This window comes from Microbacterium sp. ZXT2-5, from assembly GCF_055329545.1.
In genome coordinates, this window is sequence record NZ_JBUZWD010000002.1 from 821,768 (window position 1) to 839,842 (window position 18,075).

The 18,075-nt window shown below is 72.5% G+C and carries 18 protein-coding genes; 1 reads left to right on the forward strand and 17 read right to left on the reverse strand.

Annotated features, from left to right (window positions below; all coding sequences use genetic code 11):
- Nucleotides 1-128 precede the first annotated feature (128 nt).
- A complete protein-coding gene (locus ACZBH1_RS17400; protein WP_463647047.1) occupies nucleotides 129-1,031 on the reverse strand; it encodes an NUDIX domain-containing protein in 903 nt (300 codons plus the stop codon).
- Between the two features lie 74 nt (nucleotides 1,032-1,105).
- On the opposite strand from ACZBH1_RS17400, the gene ACZBH1_RS17405 reads away from it, so the two are divergent.
- On the forward strand, nucleotides 1,106-1,531 hold the full coding sequence (locus ACZBH1_RS17405; protein ID WP_336397702.1) for a GNAT family N-acetyltransferase: 426 nt from the start codon (nucleotides 1,106-1,108) through the stop codon (nucleotides 1,529-1,531).
- A 6-nt stretch (nucleotides 1,532-1,537) separates the two neighbouring features.
- Here the strand turns inward: ACZBH1_RS17405 and der are convergent, their stop codons facing one another.
- The 16 genes from der to ACZBH1_RS17485 all read right to left on the reverse strand — a co-directional run bounded on the left by der (nucleotide 1,538) and on the right by ACZBH1_RS17485 (nucleotide 17,976).
- Nucleotides 1,538-3,076 (reverse strand): ribosome biogenesis GTPase Der, encoded by a 1,539-nt coding sequence (gene der / locus ACZBH1_RS17410; RefSeq protein ID WP_336397701.1) that lies wholly within the window; start codon nucleotides 3,074-3,076, stop codon nucleotides 1,538-1,540.
- A gap of 1 nt (nucleotide 3,077) precedes the next feature.
- The gene (gene cmk, locus ACZBH1_RS17415; protein ID WP_378880303.1) at nucleotides 3,078-3,842 is read right to left on the reverse strand and encodes a (d)CMP kinase; all 765 of its coding nucleotides are present in this window, start codon (nucleotides 3,840-3,842) and stop codon (nucleotides 3,078-3,080) included.
- Nucleotides 3,835-4,941: a prephenate dehydrogenase gene (locus ACZBH1_RS17420; RefSeq protein ID WP_463647048.1), complete on the reverse strand. Its 1,107-nt coding sequence runs from the start codon at nucleotides 4,939-4,941 to the stop codon at nucleotides 3,835-3,837. The genes cmk and ACZBH1_RS17420 overlap by 8 nt, the downstream gene beginning before the upstream one ends.
- Nucleotides 4,942-5,754, reverse strand: coding sequence for a pseudouridine synthase (locus tag ACZBH1_RS17425; protein ID WP_463647049.1), 813 nt, complete (start codon nucleotides 5,752-5,754; stop codon nucleotides 4,942-4,944).
- Nucleotides 5,751-6,356 (reverse strand): SMC-Scp complex subunit ScpB, encoded by a 606-nt coding sequence (scpB, locus tag ACZBH1_RS17430; protein WP_336397697.1) that lies wholly within the window; start codon nucleotides 6,354-6,356, stop codon nucleotides 5,751-5,753. The genes ACZBH1_RS17425 and scpB overlap by 4 nt, the downstream gene beginning before the upstream one ends.
- Complete coding sequence (locus ACZBH1_RS17435) at nucleotides 6,346-7,191, reverse strand: segregation and condensation protein A (RefSeq protein WP_463647050.1); 846 nt, start codon at nucleotides 7,189-7,191, stop codon at nucleotides 6,346-6,348. The genes scpB and ACZBH1_RS17435 overlap by 11 nt, the downstream gene beginning before the upstream one ends.
- The gene (locus ACZBH1_RS17440) at nucleotides 7,175-8,065 is read right to left on the reverse strand and encodes a ParA family protein (protein ID WP_336397696.1); all 891 of its coding nucleotides are present in this window, start codon (nucleotides 8,063-8,065) and stop codon (nucleotides 7,175-7,177) included. The genes ACZBH1_RS17435 and ACZBH1_RS17440 overlap by 17 nt, the downstream gene beginning before the upstream one ends.
- Nucleotides 8,066-8,224: 159 nt before the next feature.
- On the reverse strand, nucleotides 8,225-9,175 hold the full coding sequence (xerD, locus tag ACZBH1_RS17445) for a site-specific tyrosine recombinase XerD (protein WP_463647051.1): 951 nt from the start codon (nucleotides 9,173-9,175) through the stop codon (nucleotides 8,225-8,227).
- Nucleotides 9,176-9,230: 55 nt separating this feature from the next.
- Entirely contained in the window at nucleotides 9,231-9,860 is a 630-nt protein-coding gene (locus ACZBH1_RS17450; protein ID WP_336397694.1) for an NUDIX domain-containing protein, read from the reverse strand.
- Nucleotides 9,857-11,578, reverse strand: a complete 1,722-nt coding sequence (gene pyrG / locus ACZBH1_RS17455; RefSeq protein ID WP_336398045.1) for a CTP synthase — start codon at nucleotides 11,576-11,578, stop codon at nucleotides 9,857-9,859. The genes ACZBH1_RS17450 and pyrG overlap by 4 nt, the downstream gene beginning before the upstream one ends.
- 74 nt (nucleotides 11,579-11,652) lie before the next feature.
- Nucleotides 11,653-13,347: a DNA repair protein RecN gene (recN, locus tag ACZBH1_RS17460; protein ID WP_452324205.1), complete on the reverse strand. Its 1,695-nt coding sequence runs from the start codon at nucleotides 13,345-13,347 to the stop codon at nucleotides 11,653-11,655.
- On the reverse strand, nucleotides 13,344-14,345 hold the full coding sequence (locus ACZBH1_RS17465; protein ID WP_336397692.1) for an NAD kinase: 1,002 nt from the start codon (nucleotides 14,343-14,345) through the stop codon (nucleotides 13,344-13,346). Before ACZBH1_RS17465 ends, recN begins: the two co-directional genes overlap by 4 nt.
- Complete coding sequence (locus tag ACZBH1_RS17470) at nucleotides 14,342-15,142, reverse strand: TlyA family RNA methyltransferase (protein ID WP_463647052.1); 801 nt, start codon at nucleotides 15,140-15,142, stop codon at nucleotides 14,342-14,344. The genes ACZBH1_RS17465 and ACZBH1_RS17470 overlap by 4 nt, the downstream gene beginning before the upstream one ends.
- Nucleotides 15,139-15,297 carry a hypothetical protein gene (locus ACZBH1_RS17475; RefSeq protein WP_336397690.1) on the reverse strand — a complete coding sequence of 53 codons (159 nt, stop codon included), beginning with the start codon at nucleotides 15,295-15,297 and terminating at the stop codon, nucleotides 15,139-15,141. The genes ACZBH1_RS17470 and ACZBH1_RS17475 overlap by 4 nt, the downstream gene beginning before the upstream one ends.
- Nucleotides 15,298-15,379: 82 nt before the next feature.
- Nucleotides 15,380-16,417 carry an HAD-IIA family hydrolase gene (locus ACZBH1_RS17480; protein WP_463647053.1) on the reverse strand — a complete coding sequence of 346 codons (1,038 nt, stop codon included), beginning with the start codon at nucleotides 16,415-16,417 and terminating at the stop codon, nucleotides 15,380-15,382.
- Nucleotides 16,417-17,976: a primosomal protein gene (locus ACZBH1_RS17485; RefSeq protein ID WP_463647054.1), complete on the reverse strand. Its 1,560-nt coding sequence runs from the start codon at nucleotides 17,974-17,976 to the stop codon at nucleotides 16,417-16,419. The genes ACZBH1_RS17480 and ACZBH1_RS17485 overlap by 1 nt, the downstream gene beginning before the upstream one ends.
- Between the last annotated feature and the right edge of the window lie 99 nt (nucleotides 17,977-18,075).

Here is an 18,075-nt window from a genome sequence, read left to right on the forward strand (position 1 = left end):
GCCGGCCTCGGGTCGGCGCCGGCTCCCCTCGGATCCTGCGCGAAACGTACCGCCGCCGAGACGGCCCCACAAGGCGCGCCGCGTCGGCAGGCCCTCCGCCCGGCAGGGCCAGTGAACCCACGGCCCCGTCAGGCGTCGAGCAGCTCCAGCACCCAGCGGGCGCCGCGGACGGCGGCTCCGGCATCCGTCACCCGCTCCGCCAGGCCGCGATCGCTCGTGACGACGGTCACCGTGCGCCCCGCGGCGACGGCGCGCTCGGCGGCGGCGAGGATCGCGTCGTCGCCGGATGCCTCGGCTCGGACGACCTCGACACCCGCAGCGCCGGCGGCACTGCGAGCCTGACCCTCGACGACGGCCGTCCACTCCGGATACCAGGTGTGCTCGGGGAGGTCGAGGGCGGATGCCGCGACGCCCCGCGCCGCCAGCTCGGCGAGACGCGCGAGCAAGCGACCGGCGGCGCCGGATCGGTCGCGCCACCACCCGTCGGGCACCGACCCCATGACGTTCGCGATGTCGACGACCACCGCCGGGCGCACGTCGAGCAGCTGCCGCAGCCGTCCCCAGGATTCGGCGAACCCGGGGTGCAGCGGGTACCGGGTGACCTCGTCGACCGGGACCCACGCGAGCTCGCGGCTCTCGGGGTCGCTGATGACGGGCTCGAAGGGCACGATGACATCCCCGACGACCGTCGTATAGGTCCAGTAGCCGAGATCGAGCACGCTCAGCACGCGCGGCCGCACCGCGGCATCCGGCACGCCCGCCTCTTCGGCCGACTCGCGCAGGGCGCCGTCGCAGGCGGTCTCGCCCTCGTGCCGCGCCCCGCCGGGCAGCGCCCAGGTGTCGCCGAAGTGGCTCCACGAGACGCGATGCTGCAGCAGCACGCCGCGTCCGGGATCGACGGCGAGGAGCCCGGCGGCCCCGAACCGGCCCCAGTACCGCTCCCCCGTCGGCGCGACCACCCAGGCGTCACCGGCGTCGCGAGGCCCGTGCGGACGCCGCGGCTCACCGGGGGCGGGCGGCTCGATCGTCACCCTGCCAGCCTGTCACACCACCGGGCCACAGGGTCTCGGGCGGCCCGCCTGCCGTCCCGCGACGGCTCGCCACAATGGACCCCGTGGACTACGACCTCGACGACGACCCCGCCCGGATCCAGCGCGACGTGGTGTGGGACTTCCTGTCGACCCGGGCGTACTGGGGGCGCTGGCGCACACGGGACCAGCTCGAGACGCAGATCGACGGCGCCTGGCGGGTCGTGGGCGCCTACCGGCGCGACACCGGGGAGCAGGTCGCATTCGCCCGCGCGGTGTCCGACGGCATCGGATTCGCCTATCTCGCCGACGTCTTCGTGCTCGACGATCACCGCGGGCAGAGCCTCGGCAAGCGCCTGCTGCGCCTGATGATCGACGACGGACCCGGTGCCGACATGCGCTGGACGCTGTTCACCGGCGACGCCCACGGCCTCTACCGTCAGTTCGGGTTCCACGAGCCGGACGTGACCGCGATGGTGCGCCCGGCCCGCCAGGGAACCTGAGTCCGGTCAGCGCTGGCGGCGCTCCCGCACCCGCATGTTGATCACGATCGGCGTCCCCTCGAAGCCGTACAGCTCGCGCAGGCGCCGCTGGATGAAGCGGCGGTAGCCCGGGTCGAGGAAGCCGGTCGTGAACAGCACGAAGGTGGGCGGACGCGTCGACGCCTGCGTGCCGAAGAGGATCCGCGGCTGCTTTCCGCCGCGCACCGGGTGCGGGTGCTCGGCGATGAGCTCGGTGAGGAAGGCGTTGAACTTGCCGGTGGGGATGCGCTGATCCCACGACTCCAGCGCCGTCTCCAGGGCCGGCACGAGCTTGTCGAGGTGGCGTCCGGTGCGCGCGGAGATGTTGACGCGCGGCGCCCACGTGACATGCGCCAGGTCCTGCTCGATCTCGCGCTCGAGGTAGCGGCGACGGTCCTGGCCGTCCATGTCGTCGTCGTTGAGGCGGTCCCACTTGTTGTAGGCGATCACCAGCGCGCGCCCCGACTCCAGCACGAGGTCGATGATGTTGAGATCCTGCACGCTCACCGGCTGCGTCACGTCGATCACGACGATCGCGACCTCGGCCTTCTCGAGCGCGGCCGACGTGCGCAGCGACGCGTAGAAGTCGGCGCCCTGCTGAAGGTGCACGCGGCGGCGGATGCCGGCGGTGTCGACGAAGCGCCACAGCCTGCCGCCGAGCTCGACGATCTCGTCGACGGGGTCGCGCGTCGTGCCGGCGAGCTCGTTCACGACGACGCGCTCCTCGCCGGCGGCCTTGTTGAGCAGTGACGACTTGCCGACGTTGGGGCGGCCCAGGATGGCGACGCGACGCGGGCCGCCGATCTCGGCCTTCGCCACCGCCGACACGTCCGGCATCACCTTGACGACCTCGTCGAGGAGGTCGGCGACGCCGCGGCCGTGGATCGCCGAGACGGGGTGGGGCTCGCCCAGGCCCAGGTTCCACAGCGCGGCGGCCTCGGGCTCCTGACGGGCGTCGTCCACCTTGTTGGCGACGAGGAAGACGGGCTTGTTCGCCTTGCGCAGCAGTCGCACGACGTGCTCGTCCGTGGAGGTGGCGCCGACCATCGCGTCGACGACGAACAGCACGACGTCCGACAGGTCGATGGCGACCTCCGCCTGCGCGGCGACCGAGCGGTCGATCCCGCGGGCGTCGGGCTCCCAGCCGCCGGTGTCGACGAGGGTGAAGCGGCGGTCCATCCACTCGGCCTTGTACGTCACCCGGTCGCGCGTGACCCCGGGCGTGTCCTCGACCACGGCTTCGCGACGGCCCAGGATGCGGTTGACGAGGGCCGACTTGCCCACGTTCGGTCGGCCGACGATCGCCACGACCGGCAGCGCCGGCAGGAACTCGACGCCGTCCTCGCCGCGGACGAGCCCCTCCAGCAGGGCCGCGTCCTCGGCGTCGAGGGCGTAGTCCTCGAGGCCGGCGCGCAGGGCGGCCGCGCGCTGTTCGGCGAGGTCGTCGTCGAGCTCGGCGAGGTTCTCGGCGAGGTGGTCCTCGCCGGCCTCGAACTCGTCGAAGTCGGGGGTGGTGTCAGCGGCCATCTCAGGCTCCCGTCCGGGTGTGAGTCGTGGTGCCGCGCGAGGACGCCGACGGCGTCTCGCCTGCGGCGGAGTCGACCGCGCGGATGACGGCCAGCACGGCGTCCACGGTCTGATCGAAGTCGAGGTCGGTCGAGTCGACGACCTCGACGCCCGGCGCGGCGGTGAGGAAGTCGACCACGGCCGAGTCCTTCGCGTCGCGCTGGTGGAGCGCCGCGGCGACCGCCGCGGCGTCGTGCGTCGTCAGTTCGGCGCTGCGCCGCGCGGCGCGCACCTCCGGCGCCGCCGTGAGGAGGATGCGCACCGGGGCATCGGGGGCGACGACGGTCGTGATGTCGCGACCCTCGACCACGACGCCCGGGCGCCCCGAGCGCGCGACGAGCGAGCGGAACAGCGCATTCACCGACTCGCGCACCGCCGGCACCCGGGCCACGCCGCTCACGGCGTCGGTCACGCGGGGCTCACGGATGGCGTCGGTCACGTCCGCCTCGCCCACGCGCACCCAGTACGCGTCGGGGTCGAGCGAGATGGCGTAGTCGAAGTCGCCTGTCGCATCGAGGACGGATGCCGCATCCGAGGTGTCGAAGCCGCGCTCGAGGGCGTGCCACGCCAGGGCGCGGTAGGCCGCGCCGGTGTCGAGGTAGCCGAAGCCGAGACGGCGCGCGACCTGCTTCGAGACGCTGGACTTGCCGCTGCCGGCGGGGCCGTCGATCGCGACGACCGTCGGGGCCGGCGTGTCTGCCGGCGGCCGGGTCAGGGACTCAGTCATTGGTGGTGCTCGCAATCTTCCAGCCGCGCGACTCGAGGCCGTCGACGGCCCGGCGCACGGCGCTGGGGACGACGCTGATCTCGGCGAGGCCGAACTGGGCGCCGGGCGAGTGCTCCAGGCGCAGGTCTTCCACGTTCACGCCGAGCTCTCCCAGCTCGCCGAAGAGCCGTCCGAGCTGACCGGGAGTGTCGTCTACCATCACCACGACCTGCTCGAAGCGGCGGTTCTGGCCGTGCTTGCCCGGGAGCCGCTCGACGCCGTCGTTGCCGCGCCGGATGGTGTCGGCGACAGCACGCCGGGCGCCGGGGGCGTCCGGCCGGCGCAGCGCGTCCGCGACCGCCGACAGGTCGGTCGCGAGCTGATCGAGCACGTCGACGACCGGCTCCGCGTTGGCGCCGAGGATCTGCACCCACAGCTCGGGGGCGGATGCCGCGATCCGCGTCGTGTCGCGCACGCCCTGGCCGGCCAGGCGCAGCGACCCGTCGGGGGCGTCGACGAAGCGTCCCGCGAGCAGGCTCGCGACGAGCTGCGGCACGTGCGAGACCAGGGCGACAGCGCGGTCGTGGTCTTCAGGGGTCATCTCGATGGGCGTCGCACCGAGGTCGAGCGCGAGCCCCTCGACCAGCGCGAGGTCGGACGACGACGTCTCCTCGTCGCGGCAGACCACCCACGGGCGCCCGACGAAGATGTCGGCGCGCGCCGAGATCGCTCCCCCGCGCTCGCGTCCGGCGAGCGGATGGGAGCCGATGTAATGGGTCAGATCGACGCCGCGCTCACGCAGCTCGCGCAGCGGCTCGAGCTTGACGCTCGCGACATCCGTCACCACCGCCCGCGGGAAGCGGGCCAGCTCGCGCTCGATGACGTGGGCGGTCACATCCGGCGGCACCGCCACGACGACCAGGACCGGCTCGTCGCGATCGTCCGCGGCGCGGCCGGCGCCGTAGTCGATGGCGAGGCGCAGCTGGGACGGGGACGTGTCGTCGAGCGCGACGTCGACGCCGCGCGCCCGGAGGGCGTGTCCGATGCTGGCGCCGAGCAGGCCGGCGCCGACGATCCGCACCGTTCCCTGCACGCGCGCAGCGAGGAGGGTCTCGGTCACTTAGTCCTCCTGTGGGGCGGCCCGGCGCGCGAGGGTCAGCAGAGCGCCGCGCTCCACTTTAGTCAACTCGCGGGTGCGCCCGGCTGGCAGGGTTCCCAGGTGGAGCGGGCCGAACTGGCGCCTGACGAGTTCGACGACCGGATGCCCCACCTCGGCCATCATGCGCCGCACGATGCGGTTGCGGCCCGAGTGCAGCGTCAGCTCGACCAGCGATCCGCCGCCCTCCGCCGACGTGGACAGGAGCCGCGCCTTGTCTGCGGCGATCGGGCCGTCCTCGAGCTCGACCCCGCGCACCAGCCGCTGGATCGTCTGGGCCGTCACGGTGCCTTCGACCTTGGCGATGTAGACCTTGGTGACGCCGAACGACGGGTGGGCGAGGACGTGCGCGAGCTCGCCGTCGTTGGTGAGCACGAGGAGGCCGCTGGTGTCGGCATCCAATCGCCCCACGTTGTACAGCCGCTCGTCCCACTCCTCGGTGTAGCGCCGCAGGTCGGGGCGACCGCGGTCGTCCTTCATCGAGCTGACGACGCCCGTCGGCTTGTTGAGCATGACGTAGCGCTTGGACTGATCCAGCTGCACGGCCGTGCCGTCGACGTCGACGAGGTCGTTCTCGGGGTCCACGCGCGAGCCCAGCTCGGTGACGACCCGGCCGTTCACGCGCACCCGGCCCTCGACGATCATGTTCTCGGCGACGCGCCGCGAAGCCACGCCCGCGTTCGCGAGCACCTTCTGCAGGCGCTGCCCTGAGTCTGTCGAAGGGCGCTGCCCTGAGTCTGTCGAAGGGCGCTCGCCCTCCGCTTCCGCGCCCGTCATCGACGCACCCCCTCTTCCATGCCGTCGCCGACTTCGTCCGCGCCGTCCAGCAGCGGTGAGATGTGCGGCAGCTCGTCCAGCGAGTTGATGCCGAGGTGAACCAGCAGCGCGTCCGTCGTGCCGTAGTTGATGGCGCCGGTCTCGGCATCCGCGAACAGCTCGGTGATCAGTCCGCGCGCCAGCAGCGTCCGCACCACCGAGTCCACGTTCACGGCGCGGATCGACGCCACCTGGCTGCGGGTCACCGGCTGCTTGTAGGCGATGACGGCGAGGGTCTCCAGCGCGGCCTGCGACAGTCGCGACGGTGCCTGTCCGCCCACGAACTCGCTCACCAGGTCGTCGAGCTCCTCGCGCACGTACAGGCGCCAGCCGCCGCCGACCTCGCGCAGCTCGAAGCCGCGCACCGGCCCGCCGCTGCGCCCGTCGTAGTCGTCGACGAGCGCCGCGATCGCCTGGCGGACGGCGGGCACCGGCGCGCCGACGGCGGCCGCCAGGCTCACGAGGCTCTGCGGTTCCTCGACGATCAGGAGGATCGCCTCGAGGCGCCGCGCGACGTCGGAGGCGTCCACCACGGGCGGGTCGGGCGTCGTGTCAGTGGTCATAGTCGGCTCCCAGGGTGGCGAGATTCTCGTCGCTCCAGCGCTGCGCGCTCCAGCGGAGCGTCAGCTCGCCGAGCGGCTCGAGCTGTTCGAAGGACAGGGCGGCGTGGCGGTAGAGCTCGAGCACCGAGAGGAAGCGCGCCACCACGACTCCCGTCTGCGAGACGCCGGCGATCAGCTCGCGGAAGCTCAGCGAGCCGGCATCCCGCAGCAGCGTCACCACGATGGCCGCCTGCTCGCGGATGCTCACCAGCGGCGCATGCAGGTGGTCGAGGCCGACCCGCGGGATCTCCTTCGGCGTCATGGCGAGCATGGCGAGCGCCGCGAAGTCGTCGGCACTGAGCGACCACACCAGCTCGGGCACCGCCTGCCGGTACTTCTCGTCCAGCCGCACCGACCGGGTGTGACGCCCGCTCTCGCGACGCAGGCACCGCTCGAACCAGGCCGAGACCTCCTTGAACGCGCGGTACTGCAGCAGGCGCGCGAACAGCAGGTCGCGTGCCTCGAGGAGCGCGACGGACTCGGCGTCCACGAGCTCCCCCTGCGGCAGGAGCCCCGCGACCTTCATGTCGAGCAGGGTCGCTGCCACCACGAGGAACTCCGACGCCTCCTCGAGCTCCTCCTCGGGTCCGAGCTCGCGCAGGTAGGCGATGAACTCGTTGGTCACGAGCGACAGCGACACCTCGGTGATGTCGAGCTCGTGCTTGGAGATGAGGCTGAGCAGGAGGTCGAACGGACCGTCGAAGTTCGACAGGGCGACGCGGAACCCGTCGCCGGCGGCCGCCGGGCCTTCGCCCGCGGGCGCTGAGCCTGTCGGAGCGTCAGGCGACGGCACCACGGGCGACCAGCTCCCGCGCCAGTCGCAGGTAGGCCTGCGCCGCGGCGTGCTCGGGCGCGAACTCGGTGATCGGCATGCCCGACACCGAGGCGTCCGGGAACTTGACGGTGCGGCCGATGACGGTCTCGAGCACGTCGTCGCCGAACGCGTCCACCACGCGCTCGAGCACCTCGCGCGAGTGCAGCGTGCGGGCGTCGTACATGGTGGCCAGGACGCCGTCGAGGCGGATGGTCGGGTTGAGACGGTCGCGCACCTTGTCGATCGTCTCGATGAGCATCGCGACACCGCGGAGGGCGAAGAACTCGCACTCCAGCGGGATGATGACGCCGTGGCTCGCGGTCAGCGCGTTCACCGTGAGCAGGCCGAGGGACGGCTGGCAGTCGATGAGGATCGCGTCGTACTCGCCGGCCACCTTGCGCAGCACGCGCGAGAGCGTCTGCTCGCGCGCGACCTCGTTGACGAGGTGCACCTCGGCCGCCGACAGGTCGATGTTGGCGGGGAGGACGTCGAGGTTCTCGACGCGCGTCTGCACGATGACGTCCTGCGGGTCGCGCTTGCCGTCCAGCAGCAGATCGTAGATCGTCGGGATCTCGTGCGTCTGGATGCCGAGGCCGGCCGACAGCGCGCCCTGCGGGTCGAAGTCGACCGCGAGCACGCGGCGTCCGTAGCTTGCGAGCGCGGCTGCGAGGTTGATCGAGGTGGTCGTCTTGCCGACGCCGCCCTTCTGGTTGCACAGGGCGATGATGCGGGCGGGACCGTGCCCGTTCAGCTTCGGCGGCGTCGGGAAGCCCTGGTACGGACGCCCGGTAGGCCCGATGGGGACCTCGGACTTCGAGGCCTTCCCCGATCTGGTCTTCGCCGTGCTGTCAGCCACCGTGCTCCCGCTTCCTCGTGCTCGCTCGATCCTAGTCGGCTCTAGGAGAATCCTTCGATGAAGCGCCGTGCCGCAGCACATAGCGCGCCACCGCGGCGCCCGCCCGGCGGGCGACCCAGCGGCTCAGTCTGTCGGATCGAGCCGCTCGCGCGCCAGTCGTCAGCGCGCCCGCGGGTGCGACGTCGCGTAGACGTCGCGCAGCGCGTCGACCGACACGTACGTGTAGATCTGCGTGGTCGCCACCGACGCGTGCCCGAGAAGCTCCTGCACCACCCGCACGTCGGCCCCGCCCTGCAGCAGGTGGGTCGCGAACGAGTGCCGCAGGGTGTGCGGCGAGACGTGCGCCGTGAGGTGGGCGCGCTCGGCGGCGGAATGGATCACGAGCCACGCGCTCTGCCGCGACAGCGGCGCGCCGCGCGCGCCGAGGAAGAGCCGCGGCGTGGCGCGCCCGCGACGCGACAGCTCGGGCCGCGACCGGGTCAGGTAGGCGTCGACGGCGGCCCGTGCGTACGAGCCGACCGGGACGATCCGCTCCTTCGACCCCTTGCCGCGCACGCGCAGCACGTCGCCGTGCGCCATGTCGTCGACGTCGAGCTGCACGATCTCCGACACGCGGGCGCCGGTGGCGTAGAGCAGCTCCAGCAGCGCGCGGTCGCGCAGCCCCACCAGGTCGCCGGTCGCCCCACCCGCGGCACCGGTCGCATCGGAGCCGGTCGCGGGAGGCGGCCCCGCGGCATCCAGCAGCTTCTCCACCTGCTCGATCGTGAGCGCCTTCGGGAGTCGTTTCGGCTGCTTGGGCGGGCGCAGGTTCGCGGAAGGGTCCGCGGTCTCGATGCCCTCCCGCGCCAGGAAGCGGTGCAGCCCGCGCACCGACGACTGCAGCCGCGCCAGCGACGACGCAGCCATCGGCGGCTGAGCGGCGGCGCGGTCGGCGACGAAGCTGCCGAGCATGACCGCGGTCACCTCGCCGGTCTCCTCGACGCCCTGCTCGCGAAGCCAGCCGGCGTAGCCGGCGAGGTCGCGGCGATACGCGGCCACCGTGTTCTCGGACAGCCCGCGCTCGACCGCGATGTGCCGCAGGTACGCGTCCACCGCACGATCGATCCGCATGTCCGTCCGCCCTCGTCCCGGGGCGACCCGTGCCCTGCCCTGCACCACCGGCAGGTCAGGGCGTCGGCGCCCCCTGTGCCGCGCGCAGCCGCTCGGCCGCGGCGAGCACCCCCACGGTCATGATGCCATTGCGAAGGCGTCCGGCGAAGATGCCGGCGACGACGTCGGTCAGCGGCACCCACTCCAGGCGGATGTCGGCCTCCTCGTCCTCGCGCGCGTGCACCTCGCCGGCGGGCGAGAGGCCGCGCGCCAGGAACAGGTGCACGACCTCGTCGTTCCCGCCCGGCGTGGTGAAGATGCTCAGCAGCGGCTCCCACGAGTCGGCGACCAGGTCGGCCTCTTCGGCGAGCTCCCGACGGGCGGTCTCGAGCGGCGTCTCACCCGCCACGTCGAGCAGACCGGCGGGCACCTCCCAGTCGCGCAGGCGGATCGGGTGCCGGTACTGCTGGATCAGCAGCACGCGGCTCTCGTCGTCGACCGCCACGACCGCCGCGGCGCCGGGGTGATCGACGTACTGGCGCACGATCCTCCCGTCGCCGTAGGCGACCGTGTCGCTGCGCACATCCCACACGCGGCCCTCGTAGACGCGCTCGCTCTCGAGGACGGTCGCGTCGACGGGCTCGTCGGCCAGGAGCGCCCCGGTCGTCTCGGAGGCGCCGGGCTGCGGCATCCGTCCGCCGGTCACGCGACCGGTTCCTGAACCTCTTCGAAGGGCTCCACCTCGAACAGCTCGCTCGAACGGTGACGCTCCAGCGCCGCGCCCACGAGGCCGCGGAACAGCGGGTTCGCGTTCGTGGGGCGCGAGCGCAGCTCGGGGTGCGCCTGCGTCGCGATGTAGTACGGGTGCACGTCGCGCGGCAGCTCGACGTACTCGACGAGGTCGAGGTCGGGGTTGATCCCGGAGAACACCAGTCCCGCCTCGGCGATCTGCTCGCGGTAGCGGTTGTTGACCTCGTAGCGGTGCCGGTGGCGCTCCGAGACGCGCCGGGCGCCGTACACCTCGGCGGCGATGGAGCCCTCGGCGAGCTCGGCGGGATACAGCCCCAGGCGCATGGTGCCGCCCATGTCGCCACGGTCGAGGATGTCGACCTGCTCCTCCATGGTCGCGATGACCGGGTGCTCGGTGTCGGGGTCGAACTCGCTCGACGACGCGTCCTCGATGCCGGCGACGTGCCGGGCGTACTCGATGACGATGCACTGCAGGCCCAGGCAGATGCCGAGCGTCGGGATGCCCTGCTCGCGCGCGAACTTCAGCGCGCCGATCTTGCCCTCGATGCCGCGGATGCCGAAGCCGCCGGGGATCACGATGCCGTCGAGGGTGCCCAGCGCCTTGGCGGCGCCCTCCGGTGTCTCGCACTCGTCGGACGGGATCCAGCGGATGCTGACGTGGGTCTCCTGGGCGAACCCGCCGGCCTTGAGGGCCTCGGTGACCGAGAGGTAGGCGTCCGGCAGGTCGATGTACTTGCCGACCAGGCCGATGGTCACCTCGTGCTTGGGGTTGTGCACGGCGTTGAGCACCCGCTGCCAGCGCGACCAGTCGACGTCGCCGGCACGCGACAGTCCGAGCGCGCGCACGATGTACTCGTCCAGGCCCTGCTCGTTGAGCATCGACGGGATGTCGTAGATGCTCGGCACGTCGACGGCGTTCACGACGGCGCCCTCGTCGACGTCGCACATGAGCGCGATCTTGCGCTTGTTCGACTCGGTGACCGGCCGGTCGCTGCGCAGCACGAGCGCGTCGGGCTGGATGCCGATCGAGCGGAGCGCGGCGACGGAGTGCTGCGTCGGCTTGGTCTTCTGCTCGCCCGATGCGCCCATGAACGGCACGAGCGAGACGTGAACGAAGAACACGTTGTTGCGGCCGAGCTCGTGGCGGATCTGGCGGGCGGACTCGATGAACGGCTGCGACTCGATGTCGCCGACCGTGCCGCCGATCTCGGTGATGATGACGTCGGGGCGGGGCTCCTCGGTCGCCTGCAGGCGCATGCGCCGCTTGATCTCGTCGGTGATGTGCGGGATCACCTGCACCGTGTCGCCGAGGTACTCGCCGCGACGCTCCTTGGCGATCACCTGCGAGTAGATCTGGCCGGTGGTGACGTTGGCGGCCTGGCTCAGCTCGATGTCGAGGAAGCGCTCGTAGTGGCCGATGTCGAGGTCGGTCTCGGCGCCGTCGTCGGTCACGAAGACCTCGCCGTGCTGGAACGGGTTCATCGTGCCCGGGTCGACGTTCAGGTACGGGTCGAGCTTCTGCATCACGACGCGCAGACCCCGCGCGGTCAGCAGGTTCCCGAGGCTGGCGGCGGTGAGGCCCTTGCCCAGAGAGGAAACGACACCACCGGTCACGAAGATGTGCTTGGTGGTGTCGCTCTGGGAGTCGCCGTGGGAAGAATCAGAAGTCTGCATCACGGGCTTTTATCCTATCAGGCGGTGTTTCGTTGAGCTTCGCGGGAGCGGAGGACACGCGGGCGCCGGGGCGCTCACCCGTTCGCATCCGAGCGAAGGCTGAGCAACTCGCGGGCGTGGGTGAGCGCGGCGTCGGAATCGGGCATGCCCGACAGCAGCCGCGCCATCTCGGCCTCGCGATCGGCGCCGTCCAGGCGACGGACATCGGATGCCGTGACCGAGCCGTCGTTCGCCTTCACGACGGTGAGGTGGTTGGCCGCGAACGCCGCGACCTGCGCGAGGTGGGTGACGGCGATCACCTGCGACGACTGGGCGAGCCGCGCGAGCCGGCGGCCGACCTCGATCGCGGCGGCGCCGCCGATGCCGGCGTCGACCTCATCGAACACGAACGTCGGCACGGGGTCGACCGCGGCGATCACCACCTCGATCGCGAGCATGACGCGGCTGAGCTCGCCGCCCGACGCGCCGCGCGAGACCGGGCGGGGCTCCGCTCCCGGATGCGGCGCGAGGAGGATCGCGACGTCGTCCCGGCCGTGGGTCGAGTCGGCGCCGGGCGTCACGGCGACCTCGAGCCGCGCATCGGGCATCGCCAGCGCGCGCAGCTCGTCGGTCACGGCGGCGCCCAGGCGCGCGGCGGCGTCGGTGCGGGCGGCGGTGAGGACGGCCGCCGCGTCGTCGAGGACGGATGCCGCGGCCTCCCGCTCCTCGGTCAGCCGCTGGATGCGCTCGCCGTCGTCGTCGAGCTCGGCCAGGCGTGCCGAGCCGGTGTCGAGGAGGTCGATCGCGGCGTCGAGGGTGCCGTGCGTGCGCACGAGGCCCGCGAGCACGGCGCGGCGCTCCTCCACGGCCGCCAGCTCGTGCGGGCCGGACTCGTCGAGATCGGCGAGGTACCCGGCCAGGGCCGCGGCGATGTCGGCCACGCGGTAGCCCACGTCGGCCAGCTGCCCCGCGAGCTCCTCGAGCACGGGGTCGTGGACGCGCTCGAGCGCGCGCCGGGCCTCGGCCAGGAGGGACCCGGCGTCGGGGACGTCGCCGTCGCCCGAGAGGCCGTCGTGCGCGGACGCGGCGGCGAGCCGCAGCTCCTCGGCGTTGGCGAGGCGCTCGGCGCGGGTCGCGAGGTCGGCGTCCTCCCCCGCCATGGGCGCCGCCTGCTCGATCTCGGCGAGCTGCGCCCGCAGCTCGTCCGCCTCGCGCGCCCGGGCGTCGCGGTCGTCGGTGAGCTGCGACAGTTCGCGATCCACCGCACGCCAGTGCTCGTAGGCGCGCCGGTACGCGTCGCGGGCGGTGTGGACGGCCTCGCCGCCGAACCGGTCCAGCGCGTCGCGCTGCGCCGCCGCGGAGCGCAGCCGCAGCTGCTCGGACTGCCCGTGCACGACGACGAGCTGCTCGGCGAGGTCGGCCAGCACGCCCGCCGGCGCGGCGCGGCCGCCGACGGATGCCCGGCCGCGGCCCTCGCTCGAGATGGACCGCCCGACGTACAACTCGGCACGCCCGCCGCCGATGGGCTCGACGTCACCGCCGGCTTCGCGAACGCGCGAGGCGACCGGGCCCTCCTCGGGCACGATCCACACGCCGTCGACGGTGGCCTGCGACGCTCCGGCGCGCACCGCGCCGGAGTCCGCCCGCTGGCCGAGCAGCAGCCCGAGGCCGGTCACGACCATCGTCTTGCCCGCGCCGGTCTCACCCGTGATGGCGGTGAAGCCCGGCCCGATCGGCAGTGTCGCCTCGGCGATGACGCCCAGGTCGCGCAGCCGCATCTCTTCGATCACAGCGGCGCCTCCGCGCCGGCGGCGGGCGTGGCATCCGTCTCCGGCGCCGTGCGCACCGGCAGCACACCCGTGATCGCGGCGGGACCGCGCCACCCCTCCACCGGGAGCCGGAACTTGCGCACCAGGCGATCGGTGAACTGGGAGGGGTGCAGGCGCGCGAGGCGCACCGGACGATCGGACCGCCGGACCACGACGCGCGCGCCGGGGGGCAGATCGTGCGAGCGGCGCCCGTCGCACCAGAGGATGCCGGTGCCGTTCGTGCGCTCGAGCACCTCGATGGCGACCGCGTGCTCGGGCCCGACGACGAGCGGCTTGGCGAAGAGCGCGTGGGCCGACAGCGGAACGACCGAGATCGCCTCGACGGTCGGCCAGATCACCGGTCCGCCGGCGGAGAAGTTGTAGGCCGTCGAGCCGGTCGGCGTCGAGACGACCATGCCGTCGCAGCCGAAGGTCGACAGCGGGCGGCCGTCGATCTCGACCACGACCTCGAGCATGCGCTCACGGCTGGCCTTCTCGACCGTCGCCTCGTTGAGCGCCCAGGTCTCGTAGATGACGGAGTCGCCGGTGTCCTTGACGCGCACCTGGAGCGCCATGCGCTCCTCGACCTCGTACTCGCGGGCGATCACCCGCCGCACCGCCTCATCCATGTCGTCGCGTTCGATCTCGGCGAGGAAGCCCACGTGGCCCATGTTGATGCCCAGCACGGGCGCGCTGCCGTCTCGGACGAGCTCGGCCGCCCGCAGGATCGTGCCGTCCCCGCCGAGCACGATCGCCAGCTCGATGTGCGGGACGGGCACGTCGACGCCGAGGACCGCGACATCGCCCAGCGGCGAGCCGGCGTCGACGAGCTCCTGCTTGTCGTCGGGGGCGAGCACGGGCGTCGCCCCGGCGGTGCGGAGGGCGGCCACGACGCGCTCGGCGGAGGCCACCGTGTCGGCGCGATGCGCGTGCGCCACCACCAGGATGCTGCGCTCGGCGCGTGCGTCGGCGTTGTTCATCGGCTCCCCGCCAGTCGGTTCACAGTGCTCAACCATTCTGTCGGATTGCTCCCCCGGCCCGGCGCGAGGTTGGCGATGTACTCCGAATTGCCGTGCGTGCCCGCGATCGGGGAGGAGACCAGGCCGCACGTGCCGAGCCCGGCGTCCCACGCCGCCCACAGCACGCGTGCGACCGCGTCGGCGCGCAGCACGGGGTTGGTGACGAGTCCGCCCTTCACAGCCGTGCGTCCGACCTCGAACTGCGGCTTGATCAGCAGCACGAGGTCGGCATCGGAGGCAGCGACCGCGCGGGCGGCGGGCAGCACGTGGCCCAGCGAGATGAACGACAGGTCGCCGGTGATCACGGACGGCGCATCGGCGATCCCGCTCGCCTCGGCGAGGGACGCCGCGGTCATGTACCGCACGTTGAAGCCCTCGACCGATCTCACTGCAGGGTCTGCCGCGACGGATGCCGCGAGCTGACCGTGCCCGACGTCCACGGCGATCACCGGCGCGGCGCCGCGCTCGCGGAGCACCTGCGTGAAGCCGCCGGTCGAGGCGCCCATGTCGAGCGCCAGCCGGCCCCGAACGTCGACCTCGAAGGCGTCGAGGCCGGCGATGAGCTTGTGGGCGGCACGGCTCACGTAGTGGTCGGCGGCGGCGACCTCGATCACGCTGTCGTCGGCCACGGGCATCGAGGCCTTCACCACGGGGCGTCCGTCGACGGTCACGACCCCCTCGGCGATGAGCGTCGCAGCGTGCGTCCGCGAGCGCGCGAGACCTCGAGCGGCCAGAGCGGCGTCGAGGCGGCTCGTCATGACCCGGTGCCGGGACTCGCCTCGAGGCGACGGGCGAGGGTGTCGTGCAGCGTGTCGTACGCCGCGGCGCGCGTGGCCAGCGGCTGCGCCTCGATCACCTCGAGTGTCGACAGCAGGTCGCCGGTCTCGTCCTCACGCTCTCGGGGCTGATCCATGGTCCCCAGGATACGTCGGTGCCGCGACGCTACCGCGAAGCGCCTCGCGCTCACGCACGCGCTGATCGGAGGCGAGCAGCGGTCAGGGGCGGTGGAACGGATCGGCGTAGAGCTCTTCGGGCACGCGGAACCCGAAGATCGCACGCCCGGTCGACCAGATCGCCGCCGCGCCCGCGCGCACGAGGTCGATCGGCCGGTCGCCGGCGCTCAGGATGCGGATGTCGGCCCCGTCGATCGCGACGCGCGCATCGCGCACCTTCGCGACGCCGTCCTTCACGTGCACCTCCGGGTACGGCTCGTGGAGTTCGCGCAGGTCGCCCAGGATGTACGTCGGACGCGAGCCCTCCGGCGCCGCCAGCACGTGCTTCGGCCGGTCGATGCCCGTCAGCACGAGGGCGGATTCGATGCCCGCGCGGTTGGCTCCCAGGATGTCGGTGTCGAGCCGGTCGCCGAGGAAGAGCGGATGCCGCGCCCTGAAGCGCGCCACCGCCTCGTGGAAGATCGGCGCCTCGGGTTTGCCCGCGACGGTCGCGAGCCGGCCGACGGCGGTGTGCACCGCCGACACCAGCGTGCCGTTGCCCGGCGCGACGCCCCGCGACTGCGGGATCGTCCAGTCGGTGTTGGTCGCCACCCAGGGGATGCCGCCCTCCTCCTCGGGAGTCTTGAGCGCGAAGGCCGCCTCGGCGAGCTGCAGCCACCCGACCTCGGGAGCGAAGCCCTGCACGACCGCAGCAGGGGCGTCGTCCGCGCTGCGCGTGACGACGAAACCCGCCTTCTCCACCTCCACCACGAGACCGTCGCCGCCGACCACGAGCACGGTCGCGCCGGGCTCGATCTTGTCGGCGAGCAGTCGCATCGCGGCCTGCGGACTGGTCACCACGTCACGCGGCGCCGTGGCGAGGCCGAGTTCGCTGAGATGCCCGGCGACCGAGGCATCCGTCCGCGACGCGTTGTTGGTGATGTACGCGAGCACGCGGCCGTCGCGGGCGCGGTTCAGGCTCTCGACGGCATACGGCAGTGCCCCGGCGCCGGCGTACACCACGCCGTCGAGGTCGGCCAGCACGACGTCGACCCCGTCGAGCGGGGCGCGCGTCACCGCGCGGCGCCCGAACAGCGCCATCAGCGGTCGGCCTCGTCCGCCGCCGGCTCGTCGACGCCGGCCTCGATGAGGATCTCGCTCACCTCGTCGGCGACGGATGCCTCAGCACCGGCGGGTTCGTCGGCGCCGGCGTCGGCGTCGTCGGGAAGGGACTCGGCGTCGTCCCGGCCGGCGTCGTCCTCGAGGGATTCCTCTTCCAGGACCTCCTCGACGAAGACGGTCTCGAGATCGCCGAGGCCCGATGCCGCATCCAGCGCCTCTCCGGCGACCATGGCGCGGCGGTGCCACTGAGCCGCTTCGTCCGCACGGCCGAGCTCCTCGAGCACCGCGGCGCGCGCGGCGAACAGTCCCGGGCTCCATTCGAAGGCGCGGTCGGGATCCAGCTCGGGGATGTCGAGCTCCTGCAGCGCGCGCTCCGGTTCGCCCAGATCGAGCCGGGCGCCGGACATGGCGATCGCCAGTTCGACGCGGACGGCGGTGTCGAGGGCGGAGCGGTCGACCGACCGACCCACCTCGAGCGCACGGTCGGGGCGTCCCACACCGCGCTCGCTGTCGACGATGAGCGCGATCTGGTCGTCCTTGCCCGAGATGCGGCGGTAGGTGCGCAACTCGCGCAGCGCCAGAGCGAAGTCGCCCGTCGCGTACGCCGTGATCGCGAGCGTCTCGCGCACCACTGCGATCCGGCCCGCGCGACGCGACGCCGACAGGGCATGCTGGTGCGCGAGCACGGGATCCTCGTCGATCAGCTGCGCCGCCATGGCGAGATGACGCGCGACCTGCTCGGCATTCTCCTTGCTCAGTGTCTTCAGTTCGTTGCGCGCCGACGGCGGCAGATCCTGCGGCGTGACGTCATCGGAGATGACCGGGTCGTCGTGACGCGGACGGACCGGACGGATCTCGCCCTCGCGGACGGCGCGGTCAGGCCGGTCCGCCCCGCCGCGCGTCGGCCGCGCGCTGCGCTCGTACGGCTTGCGGTCACCGTCGCGCTTCTCGTACGGCTTGCGGTCACTGTCGCGCTTGGCGTACGGCTTGCGGTCACCGTCGCGCTTGGCGTAGGGACGGTCGCCGTCGCGCTTCGTGTAGGGGCGGTCGCCGTCACGCTTCTCGTACGGCTTGCGGTCGCCGTCGCGCTTCTCGTACGGCTTCCGGTCACCGTCACGCTTCGCGTACGGACGGTCGCCGTCACGCTTCTCGTACGGCTTGCGGTCGCCGTCGCGCTTCGCGTAGGGACGGTCACCGTCACGCTTCTCGTACGGCTTGCGGTCGCCATCGCGCTTCTCGTACGGCTTCCGATCGCCGTCGCGCTTCTCGTACGGCTTCCGGTCACCGTCGCGCTTGGCGTAGGGACGGTCGCCGTCGCGCTTCTCGTACGGCTTACGGTCACCGTCGCGCTTGGCGTACGGCTTCCGATCACCGTCACGCTTCGCGTACGGGCGGTCGCCGTCGCGCTTGGCGTACGGCTTCCGATCGCCGTCACGCTTTGCATACGGCTTGCGGTCCGAACTCGCTGACGAGGGCCTCCCGCTGCTGGGTCGATCGCGCGGCGCGCGTCGATCGTCGCGCGGCTCCTGCTCTGCCATTCTTCGATCCTCCCGGATGCGTTCTGCGTCGGCAATCCACCGTGTTAACGCGGAATGGCCACCCTGCGTTGGGTGGCCATTCCGTGTAATGGGTGTCCG